Origin of the sequence: Polaribacter butkevichii (assembly GCF_038024105.1) — a bacterium.
Classification (GTDB): domain Bacteria; phylum Bacteroidota; class Bacteroidia; order Flavobacteriales; family Flavobacteriaceae; genus Polaribacter; species Polaribacter butkevichii.
The window spans coordinates 1,820,996-1,831,492 of sequence record NZ_CP150661.1; the positions used below are offsets into that span (position 1 = coordinate 1,820,996).

The 10,497-nt window shown below is 31.8% G+C and carries 11 protein-coding genes; all 11 read right to left on the bottom strand.

Annotation, left to right across the window (positions count from 1 at the left end; all coding sequences use genetic code 11):
* Positions 1-42 precede the first annotated feature (42 nt).
* The 11 genes from WG951_RS07680 to WG951_RS07730 all read right to left on the bottom strand — a co-directional run bounded on the left by WG951_RS07680 (position 43) and on the right by WG951_RS07730 (position 10,395).
* The gene (locus tag WG951_RS07680) at positions 43-1,098 is read right to left on the bottom strand and encodes an NAD(P)/FAD-dependent oxidoreductase (RefSeq protein WP_105050350.1); all 1,056 of its coding nucleotides are present in this window, start codon (positions 1,096-1,098) and stop codon (positions 43-45) included.
* 1 nt (position 1,099) lies between these two features.
* Complete coding sequence (locus tag WG951_RS07685) at positions 1,100-1,684, bottom strand: precorrin-2 dehydrogenase/sirohydrochlorin ferrochelatase family protein (protein ID WP_105050640.1); 585 nt, start codon at positions 1,682-1,684, stop codon at positions 1,100-1,102.
* A gap of 11 nt (positions 1,685-1,695) precedes the next feature.
* A complete protein-coding gene (locus tag WG951_RS07690) occupies positions 1,696-2,289 on the bottom strand; it encodes an HPP family protein (RefSeq protein WP_105050349.1) in 594 nt (197 codons plus the stop codon).
* Positions 2,290-2,301: 12 nt separating this feature from the next.
* A complete protein-coding gene (gene cobA, locus WG951_RS07695; RefSeq protein WP_105050348.1) occupies positions 2,302-3,072 on the bottom strand; it encodes a uroporphyrinogen-III C-methyltransferase in 771 nt (256 codons plus the stop codon).
* A gap of 19 nt (positions 3,073-3,091) precedes the next feature.
* Positions 3,092-5,182, bottom strand: coding sequence for a HEPN domain-containing protein (locus WG951_RS07700; RefSeq protein ID WP_105050347.1), 2,091 nt, complete (start codon positions 5,180-5,182; stop codon positions 3,092-3,094).
* A gap of 46 nt (positions 5,183-5,228) precedes the next feature.
* Positions 5,229-6,476: a sulfate adenylyltransferase subunit 1 gene (locus tag WG951_RS07705; RefSeq protein WP_105050346.1), complete on the bottom strand. Its 1,248-nt coding sequence runs from the start codon at positions 6,474-6,476 to the stop codon at positions 5,229-5,231.
* Between the two features lie 108 nt (positions 6,477-6,584).
* The gene (gene cysD, locus WG951_RS07710) at positions 6,585-7,490 is read right to left on the bottom strand and encodes a sulfate adenylyltransferase subunit CysD (protein WP_105050345.1); all 906 of its coding nucleotides are present in this window, start codon (positions 7,488-7,490) and stop codon (positions 6,585-6,587) included.
* Between the two features lie 9 nt (positions 7,491-7,499).
* Complete coding sequence (locus tag WG951_RS07715; protein WP_105050639.1) at positions 7,500-8,114, bottom strand: phosphoadenosine phosphosulfate reductase family protein; 615 nt, start codon at positions 8,112-8,114, stop codon at positions 7,500-7,502.
* Positions 8,114-8,377, bottom strand: coding sequence for a DUF2061 domain-containing protein (locus WG951_RS07720; RefSeq protein ID WP_105050344.1), 264 nt, complete (start codon positions 8,375-8,377; stop codon positions 8,114-8,116). The genes WG951_RS07715 and WG951_RS07720 overlap by 1 nt, the downstream gene beginning before the upstream one ends.
* A 313-nt stretch (positions 8,378-8,690) precedes the next feature.
* Entirely contained in the window at positions 8,691-9,104 is a 414-nt protein-coding gene (locus WG951_RS07725) for an RrF2 family transcriptional regulator (protein WP_105050343.1), read from the bottom strand.
* Positions 9,105-9,228: 124 nt separating this feature from the next.
* The gene (locus tag WG951_RS07730) at positions 9,229-10,395 is read right to left on the bottom strand and encodes an O-succinylhomoserine sulfhydrylase (RefSeq protein ID WP_105050342.1); all 1,167 of its coding nucleotides are present in this window, start codon (positions 10,393-10,395) and stop codon (positions 9,229-9,231) included.
* Positions 10,396-10,497 lie beyond the last annotated feature (102 nt).

Consider the following 10,497-nt stretch of genomic DNA (forward strand, 5'->3'; position numbering starts at 1 on the left):
CACTGCAAGACTTTTAAAACCTTACAGCGTGTAAAACTTTAATTACTCTATAGCTTTTACAACAGCCTTTGGCGCTTCTTTTCTTGTTCCATCAAAACCATCTACTCCACCTACTGTTGTGTATTTCATTACATACTTTTTATTCGGAAAAATACGTTTGTAAGCACTTTGACACATTAATGTTGCTTCGTGGAAACCACATAAAATCAACTTTAATTTTCCTGGATAGGTGTTTACATCACCAATGGCATAAATTCCTGGAATATTTGTTTGATAATCTAATGCATTGTTTACTTTAATTGCATTTTTTTCAATTTCTAATCCCCAATTTGCAATAGGACCTAATTTAGGAGACAACCCAAATAAAGGAATAAAATGATCTGTATCTATAATAAAGGCATCTTCTCCTTTTTTCTCTACAGCTACGCCTGTTACTTTATCTGTACCAACAATTCCTTTTACCTCTGCAGGAGTTATCATTCTAATTTTTCCTAAATTCTTTAATTCTTGTACTTTTTCTACAGAATCTAAAGCGCCTCTAAACTCGTTTCTTCGGTGAATTAAAGTTACTTCTGAAGCAACATCCGATAAGAAAATTGCCCAATCTAAAGCAGAATCTCCACCTCCAGAAATCACTACTTTTTTATCTCTATATAATTCTGGTTCTTTAATAATATACTCTACCCCTTTATCTTCAAAATCTGCAATATTAGGTATTAATGGTTTTCTTGGTTCAAAAGACCCTAAACCACCCGCAATTGCTACAATTTTAGCATGATGTTTTGTTCCTTTATTGGTCGTAACAATAAAAGTTCCGTCTTCTTGTTTATCAATAGTTTCGGCTCTTTCACCTAATGTAAAACCAGGTTCAAATTGTTTTGTTTGTTCTATTAATTTATGCGTTAAATCTCCTGCTAAAATCTCTGGATATGCTGGAATATCATAAATAGGTTTCTTTGGATAAATCTCAGAACACTGCCCACCTGGTTGTGGTAATGCATCAATTAAATGACATTTTAGTTTTAATAAACCTGCTTCAAAAACGGTAAATAACCCTGTTGGTCCTGCTCCAATAATTAGTATATCTGTTGTAATCATCTTAAGATTCTTTTTTCTCTATTAATCCTTTGGTGAATTCGTTTAGCGTTTCCACTTTTTGTTCGAAATCTCCTTTTATTGTTTTTCTAAATTCGTTTAAATTCTTTACCAAATCGTCTACATTTTCTGGAATTACATCCTCAAAAAACTGACGTAATCTTTTGGCTGTTGTTGGCGATTTTCCGTTGGTAGAAATAGCTACTTTTACATTTCCTTTGGTAACAATTCCGCCCATATAAAAATCGCAATACGGTGGATTATCTGCTACATTTACCAAAATACTTCGCTTTCTACAATGCTTATACACCTTTTCATTTACTGTAGGAATATCTGTTGTTGCTACAACAATATGTTTTCCTTTTAAGTAACGTTTATGATATTTTTCGTTGATAAATTTTACGTTTCCTTTTGCTGCTAAAATTTTGGTTCCTTCTCTAAACATAGGCGAAACCATGGTTACATTTGCATCTGGACTCGATTTTAACAAGAAATTTAATTTTTCTTCTGCCACAAAACCTCCTCCAACAATTAAAACTTGAAGGTTTTTTGTTTTTAAAAAAATAGGATATAAATTATTTCTTTCTATCGTCATTTAATTTAGCTTCCAATTTTTAATACTCTTTTTCTTACCCCGTTTACGTACTTTCCGCTAGAAGGATAAACTCTATTTTTATTCATATTATTAGCAACAAGAGCTACTAAAAATAAAATAAGTGTTCCTGTTAATACTGGCGACAGAACGTACATATAACTTAATGATTTAATTTTTTCTGTACCAATAATCACTATTAATGCTGTTGCTCCACCAGGTGGATGTAACGTTTTTGTACACTGCATTACAATAATTGAAAGTGAAACTGCTAATGGAGCCGCAATCCAAATAATGTTTGGCACTAAATTATATACTGTTACACCTACAAAGGCAGATAATACATGACCGCCTATTAAATTTCTTGGTTGTGCCAAAGGGCTTTGTACTGCTCCGTATATTAAAACACAAGAAGCCCCAAACGAACCAATTAAAAACACATTTTCTACATCAGATAAATAAAACGATTGTATAAATGCAATTAATCCTATCCCAAAAAAAGCCCCTATAAAAGACCAAAAGCCTTCTTTATAATTAAAGGAAGTTTCTTTATAGACTACATATTTTGTAACCCTTATAGATCTGTTAACCTTTTCCTTCACCTTTATTAATTATTATAGCAACCTATTTAAAGCCTCTTTTTCTCTAACTTTATTTAACAGGTCTCTATGTTTTACAACTTCTCCTAACACAATAATTGCCGGATTTTTCAATTCATTATCTGCAACAATTTTTTCGATTGTATCTACGGTTCCTATTCCTACTTTTTCTCTAGAAGTAGTTCCTCTTTGAATAATTGCTACAGGTAAATTATTTTTACCTTCTGCCTGAAATAATTTTACTATTTGAGGCAATTTACTCATTCCCATTAAAACAACAATAGTTGCGTTAGACTTTGCAGCCAACTCAATATCATTAGATATTTTATGATCTTTAGTGGTTCCTGTAATTACCCAAAAACTTTCTGCACTTCCTCGTTTTGTTAAAGGTATATTTTGATATGCTGGCACTGCCAACGATGATGAAATACCAGGAACAACTGCAACCTCTAAACCTAAATTAGCTGCATACTCCATTTCTTCTGCACCTCTACCAAATATAAAAGGATCTCCACCTTTTAAACGAACCACATGTCCGCTAGCTTTTGCACGTGCAACAATTAACTCATTAATTTGTTCTTGTTGATACGTGTAACACCCTCTTCGTTTACCTACAAAAATTTGTTCTGCCTCCGGATTTATATACGCTAAGAGTTCTTCATTTACCAAAGCATCATATAATACTACATCAGCAGTTTTTAAAACCTTAATGGCTTTTACTGTGATTAAATCTACGTCTCCAGGGCCTGCGCCTACAACGGTTAACTTTGGTGTTTTAATACTCATCTTATTCCTTTATTGCTTATTATGCAATTGCTGTTTCTGCATTTCTAAAAGCTCTTACTTTTTGTAAAAACGTATTTGCATCATTTATATACTTCTCAGCAAACTCTGCTGTTGGCGCAAATTTATTGATTTGATATATCAATTCGGCAAAAGTAGACCCTAAATCTATTTTTTCTGTAGAAACAAACTCTTCATCAAATTGAGATACTATACCTGCATGGGTATTTGTTTTCTTATCTGCAGCTAATAATGAGGCCTTTGCAGAATTTACAATAGATTGATACGCGTAGTATATAGCGCCAGAATACACTTTATTTTCAAAAGCTTCTTTAGCATTTTCAATTTTTTCGTCACTTTCAAAAAATAACGTTGCAATTAAATCAATTACTACTCCTGCACACTCTCCTATACCAATTTCTTTTACGTATTTTTCTTCTTCTCCCCAATCGATAAAATCTTCTTGAGTTAAATTAGTTACATCTTGTAAATCGTTTAATAAATCATAAAAATAACGTTCTCCTGTTACTTTATAATACTCTACAAATGATTTTCCATTAGCATTTGCTTCAAAATCGTTAAAAATTCTACGCAATGCTTCTGGTCCTCTTTTACTTGGTACTTTTACTACCTTATCTGCAAATAATGCATTTCCGTTTCCTAAGTTTCCACCACCTAATAAAACTTGTAACGCTGGCGCTACCAATTTATCTGGCGTTCTTACTGTCATTCCTTGAAAACCTATGTTTGCCATATTGTGTTGTCCACAAGCATTCATACAACCACTAATCTTTATAACAAGATCTTCTCTTTTTAAATATTGAGGATATTCTGCTGCAATTACTTTTTCTAACTCTTCGGCAATACCTGTACTACTTGCAATACCTAAATTACAAGTATCCGTTCCTGGACACGCTGTAATATCTACTGCTTTGTTATAACCTGCCTCTACAAAACCTAATTTTTCTAATTCTTGATAGAAAAATGGTACTAAATCTTCCTTTACAAAAGGAATTACAATATTCTGACGCAATGTTAAACGAATTTCTCTAGCAGCATATCTATCTACTAAATCTGCTAACAATCGTGCTTTGTCTGTATAAAAATCTCCTAATAAAACTTTAATTCCGATTGCCACATATCCTGCTTGTTTTTGCGGAATAATGTTTGTTGATTTCCATAAATCAAAAGCTTCTTGATCTTTAATTACTACTTCTGGTGCTTTTACAGAAACAGGTGTTGATGCAACATAAGCATCAGCATCTATAGCAACCGTTTTAAACTCAATTGCTTTTTGTTCTTCTTCAATTAAGTTTTTAAAAGCATCTAAACCAATATCTTTTAGTAAGAATTTCATTCTTGCTTTGGCTCTACTTTTACGCTCGCCATAACGATCAAAAACTCTTAAAACTCCTTCCATTACCGGAATGATTTTATCTGCCGGTAAAAAACTATATAATTCTTCTGCATGTCTTGGTTGAGAACCTAATCCTCCTGCAACCATCACTTTAAAACCTCTTACTCCGTTTTCTATTTTAGCAATAAAACCTAAATCGTGTAAATATGATAAACCAGTATCTTCATCCGTAGAAGAAAAAGACACTTTAAATTTACGTCCCATTTCTTGACAAATAGGGTTACGTAAAAAGAATTTATACAAAGCATCTGCATACGGAGAAACATCAAAAGGTTCATCTACATCTATACCTGCAGTTTCTGACGCGGTTACGTTTCTTACAACATTACCACAAGCCTCACGTAAAGTAACATCATCTTTTTCTAATTCTGCCCACAATTCTGGAGTTCTTTGTAAATCTACATAGTGAATTTGAATATCTTGACGTGTAGTAATATGCAATCTACCTCTAGAATATTCATCAGAAACATCAGAAATTCTACGTAATTGATTGCTCATTACTTTACCATAAGGCAATTTAATACGAATCATTTGAACGCCTTCTTGACGCTGACCGTAAACTCCTCTAGCTAAACGTAAACTTCTAAATTTTTCTTCATCTATTTGTAGATTATTGAATGCAGCAATTTTATCTGCTAACTCAATAATATCTCTTTCCACAATTGGATTTTCTATTTCTGTTCTAAAACTTTGCATGGCTTAATATTGGTGGTTGGTGGTAATGGTTGGTTTGTAAATTGGTTTATTTTATAAAACCAACTCCTACTGTATTGTTTGTTTTTGGATTGATTAAAATAAAAGATCCATTAGATTTATTATTTTTATAAGAATCAAATAACAATGGCTTGCTCAATTTTAATTGAATATCACCAATTTGATTTAACACCAATTCCGAAGGATTTTCTTCAATACCAGAAAAATCGGTTTTAATAATACTAGATAACTGCGTAATTTTTGCTTGCGCATCATTTACACCATGTTTTATATAATATTTTTGTGATGCTTGTAAAGGCTCTTTATCCATCCAACAAATTGTTGCTTCTAGTTGTTTAGCAATTGTTGGTTCTTCATTTACTTTTACCAACATGTCTCCTCTACTTACATTTACATTATCTTCTAAAGTAACAGTAACAGAACTTCCTCTTTTTGCAACTTCATATTCTTTATCAAAGAAATTAATACTTTTAATTTTAGATTTTGTTTGAGAAGGCAATACGGCAATTTCATCTCCAACAGCTAAATCTCCTCCATAAATTTTACCAGCATACCCTCTAAAATCATGATATTCTTCTGTTTTAGGTCTAATTACTGTTTGTACAGGAAAACGAGTTTGAGAATCATCTGCAATATCATCTAGATCTAATCTCTCTAAATGATGCATTAAAGTTTCTCCTTTATACCAAGGCGTATTTTCTGATTTATGTACCACATTATCTCCTTGTAAAGCAGACATTGGTATAAACGTTAAATTTTGTCCTTTATACTCACTCTTACTTGCTAAATATTCTATTTCACTTTTGATTGTGTTGTATTTCTCTTCAGAAAAATCAACTAAATCCATTTTATTGATAGCAATTACAACATCTTTAATTCTCAATAAATTATTGATAAAAAAGTGTCTGTAAGTTTGTTCTATAACGCCGTTTCTTGCATCAATTAAAACAATAGAAGCTTGTGCTGTTGAAGCACCAGTAACCATGTTTCTTGTATACTCTATATGACCTGGTGTATCTGCAATAATGAAACTTTTTGATGGTGTAGAAAAATAGATATGTGCAACATCAATAGTAATTCCTTGTTCACGTTCTGCAACTAAACCATCTGTTGCTAAAGAAAAATCTAAATAGTCAAAACCACGTTGTCTACTTTTTTCTTCTATTGCTTCTAATTTATCGTCAGTCAATGATTTTGTATCGTATAAAATACGACCAATTAAGGTACTCTTACCATCATCTACACTTCCTGCTGTTGCTATTTTTAGTACTTTCATTTTTTAATGCTTTATGCTTCAAGCTATAAGCTTTAGGCAACTTGTATTATCTAATTTGTTTCTTGCTTAAAGCTTGTAACTTATAGCATAAAATTTGTTTCACAAATTTTAAAAATATCCTTGTTGTTTACGTTTCTCCATTGCTGCTTCAGAACGTTTATCATCTATTCTTGCGCCTCTTTCTGAAATTGAAGAATCTCTAATTTCTTCTACAACTTTTGCAATATCGACTGCGTCGGATAAAACAGCTGCTGTACAACTCATATCTCCAACAGTTCTAAAACGAACCATTCTTTCTTCTACCACTTCTTCTTCATCTCTAAAAACAACGGCATCATCTGCAGACCAAATCATTCCGTCTCGTACAAAAATCTTTCTTTTATGTGCAAAATAGATTGATGGTATTTCGATATTTTCTTGTTCTATGTAAGACCAAACATCTAATTCTGTCCAATTAGAAATTGGAAAAACACGTACATTCTGCCCTAAATCGATACGTCCATTTAACATATCAAATACTTCTGGACGTTGGTTTTTTTCATCCCACTGACCAAAATCATCTCTTACAGAAAAGATTCTTTCTTTTGCTCTTGCTTTCTCTTCATCTCTTCTTGCTCCTCCAATACAAGCATCAAAACCAAACTCTTCAATTGCATCTAACAACGTTTCTGTTTGCAACATATTTCTACTTGCATATCTACCCGTTTCTTCTTTTACTCTACCAGAATCTATATTGTCTTGTACATTTCTTACAATTAACTCAACACCTAATTCTTTTGCTAAACGATCTCTAAACTCTATTGTTTCAGGAAAATTATGACCTGTATCAATATGCATTAAAGGGAAAGGAATTTTGGCTGGGTAAAACGCTTTTTGCGCTAAACGTACTAAAGTTATACTATCTTTTCCTCCAGAAAATAATAGAACAGGTTTTTCAAACTGCGCTACAACTTCTCTAAAAATATAAATTGCTTCACTTTCTAAAGCATCTACTTGTATTATTTTATTACTCATAATTATGTTTTAGATATGTAAACCACATTCTCTGTTACTTTCTACTTTTGTTGGATCGAAATACGTAAACTCATTTGGTAAGTTTTTTTCTACCAAATACGCATCTAACTCCTCGTCTGTACTATTGTAAAAAGGACTTACTTTTATAATTCCGTCTTTGCTTACAGAAACAACATCTATACTGTCTCTAAAAGCTGTTTGACCTTTTCTTAGGTTTGTAAACCAAACATCTGGCTGATGCTCTTTCATTGCCCTAGCAAAAGGCTCTAACTTTACCTGCTCTGTAAAAAGTACATGTTTTGGATCTTCTATTGAAGGAACTCCTAAAACTACATTTCTATGAGCTGCCGTTTGTTTTGGTGTATATAACTGAATATTTAAATTCAATTTTTCTATAATTTCCTCTGCATGCTTATACGTTTGTACGGTATTATAACCTGTATCGCACCAAATTACTTTAATATCTTTTTTCACATCCGTAACCGCTTTTAAAATAACCACTTCATAAGGTCTAAAGTTGGTTGTAATTACTGGATTTTTTGCAAAAGAAATAGCCCAAGAAATAATTTCTGCTGGACTTTTACCTTTAAGGTCTTTGTTTATTTTATCTAAATCTAGGCTCATTATTTCCCCCATTTTATTTTATTCCATATCCTTTCGTGAAAGAAATACAAAATTAGTTTTGTTACAAAATCTACTGATGCTATTGAAGTTGCCAGGGCAATTTCCCCTGTTAAAATATAAGATACTATTAAGGTATCTAACGTTCCAACAACTCTCCAACTTAATGCCTTTAGCACACTTCGCAAAGGTTTTTCGGAAGACTTATCTTTCTCAAAACCTTTACTCTGTGCTTTTTTGCTAAAAATGATTTGGTCTAAAATCATAAAAAAAATTAATTCAAATAATTATCCTACTGCTTTAGTAGGGTATGCAAACATACATCAATTCTATATAAAAAGTCGAGATAAAATCTTAAAAATTACTTAAACCCTATAGATTTAGTAGATTAATAAAAAAAAGGTGTAAAATTTATGAATTTTTAACCACTACAAGGATATAGTAATAGAAATTATATAAAGTGATTGTAAAAACTTAATTATAAGTAAAAAACGCAAAGACACCTACCAATAAAAAGAACCATTAATTGGCTGTTTATTCTTGGTAAAGACAATAATAAAAGTAATTAAAAGGATGTTTTTAGCAGTTACATAAATCTGCCAAAGTTGTGTTTTTAAATATCTGTAAAGAACTATCTCTAACCTGAGCCATCAATTTATGCACAGAGCAAGCTTTTTCATCAGGGCAATCATCACACTTCTCATAAAAATTAAGACTCACACACGGAATCATAGAAATAGGACCATCTAAAATTCTCATAACCGTTGTCATTTGAATCTCATTAGGCTCTTTTAAAAGATAGTAACCACCACCTTTTCCTTTTTTAGAAGCTAATAATCCGTTTTTACGAAGTGTTAACAAAATACTTTCTAAAAATTTTAAAGAAATGTTTTCACTTTTAGATATAATAGAAATAGAAACAGGCGTTTTATGTTCCTGTCTTGCTAAATAAGTAAGCGCTTTAATTCCGTATTTTGTTTTTTTTGATAGCATACTACAAAACTACATAATTTAATAGAATTACTATACTAAAATAGTAGGATAAACTTTTTTAAGCAAAAAAAACATGACCTACAGATTTAATTACCTCTGCAGGTCATGTTTTTTTTATCATTAATTATAAATCTAAAGCTTGTTTAATATCAGCAATAATATCATCTGCATGCTCTAAACCTACAGAAACACGCACCAAACCATCTGTAATACCAACTTCTAAACGATCTTCTAAAGACAATCTTCCATGTGTTGTAGAAGATGGATGTGTTACAATTGTTCTTGTATCTCCTAAATTTGCAGATAATGAACACATTTTTATAGCATCTAAAAATTTTCTTCCAGCTTCAATTCCGCCTTTAATTTCGAAAGCAACAATATTCCCTCCTAATTTCATTTGATTTTTAGCTACTTTATATTGAGGATGCGATTTTAAAAATGGGTATTTCACAAACTCAACATTTTCATTGCTCTCTAAAAAAGCAGCCACTTTTAAAGCATTTTCACAATGCTTTTCTACTCTAATAGATAACGTTTCTAAACTTTTTGATAAAACCCAAGCATTAAAAGGAGACATTGCTGGCCCCGTATTTCTTGCAAAAAGATAAATTTCTCGCATTAAATCTGCTCTACCAACTGTTACACCTCCTAAAACTCTTCCTTGTCCGTCAATTAATTTAGTTGCAGAATGTATTACTAAATCTGCTCCGAATTTTATAGGCTGCTGAATGTAAGGTGTTGCAAAGCAATTATCAACAATAAAAATAAGGTTGTGCTTTTTAGCAATTTTACCAATTAAATCCAAATCTAAAATATCTACAGCAGGGTTTGTTGGTGTTTCTATATAAAGAATCTTTGTATTTTCTTTAATTAAGCTTTCTACCAAATCAACTTCATCAACCTTAAAATAAGAGGTTTCTATATTCCACTTTGGTAAAAACTTAGTAAACATACTATGTGTAGAACCAAAAACAGATCTACAAGAAACCACATGATCTCCTGCACTTAACAAAGCTGCAAATGATGAAAAAATTGCAGACATTCCGGTTGCAAAAGCATAACCTGCCTCTGCTCCTTCCATCGCTACAATTTTATCTACAAACTCTGTGGTATTTGGGTTTGTAAAACGACTGTATAAATTACGTTCTTTTTCTTCTGCGAAGGATGCACGCATGTCTTCTGCATCATCAAAAACAAAACTTGATGTTAAATATAATGGTGTAGAATGTTCAGAAAACTGACTTCTTTCTGTTTGTTTTCTAATTGCTTCTGTTTCGAAATGTTTGCTCATTGTTTATTAGATTGTTAGACCGCTATCGCTTTTAGAATCAAGAACAAAGACAAGTTAATCTATACACTTGTCTCTTTTTTCTTGACTATTTTTAGATAATCG

Bases quoted from the DNA above. Each gene is read 5' to 3' on its own strand.
- WG951_RS07680 (WP_105050350.1), bottom strand. From the start codon at position 1,098: ATGATTACAACAGATATACTAATTATTGGAGCAGGACCAACAGGGTTA.
- cobA (WP_105050348.1), bottom strand. From the start codon at position 3,072: ATGAGTATTAAAACACCAAAGTTAACCGTTGTAGGCGCAGGCCCTGGA.
- WG951_RS07700 (WP_105050347.1), bottom strand. From the start codon at position 5,182: ATGCAAAGTTTTAGAACAGAAATAGAAAATCCAATTGTGGAAAGAGAT.
- WG951_RS07705 (WP_105050346.1), bottom strand. From the start codon at position 6,476: ATGAAAGTACTAAAAATAGCAACAGCAGGAAGTGTAGATGATGGTAAG.
- cysD (WP_105050345.1), bottom strand. From the start codon at position 7,490: ATGAGTAATAAAATAATACAAGTAGATGCTTTAGAAAGTGAAGCAATT.
- WG951_RS07715 (WP_105050639.1), bottom strand. From the start codon at position 8,114: ATGAGCCTAGATTTAGATAAAATAAACAAAGACCTTAAAGGTAAAAGT.
- WG951_RS07720 (WP_105050344.1), bottom strand. From the start codon at position 8,377: ATGATTTTAGACCAAATCATTTTTAGCAAAAAAGCACAGAGTAAAGGT.
- WG951_RS07725 (WP_105050343.1), bottom strand. From the start codon at position 9,104: ATGCTATCAAAAAAAACAAAATACGGAATTAAAGCGCTTACTTATTTA.
- WG951_RS07730 (WP_105050342.1), bottom strand. From the start codon at position 10,395: ATGAGCAAACATTTCGAAACAGAAGCAATTAGAAAACAAACAGAAAGA.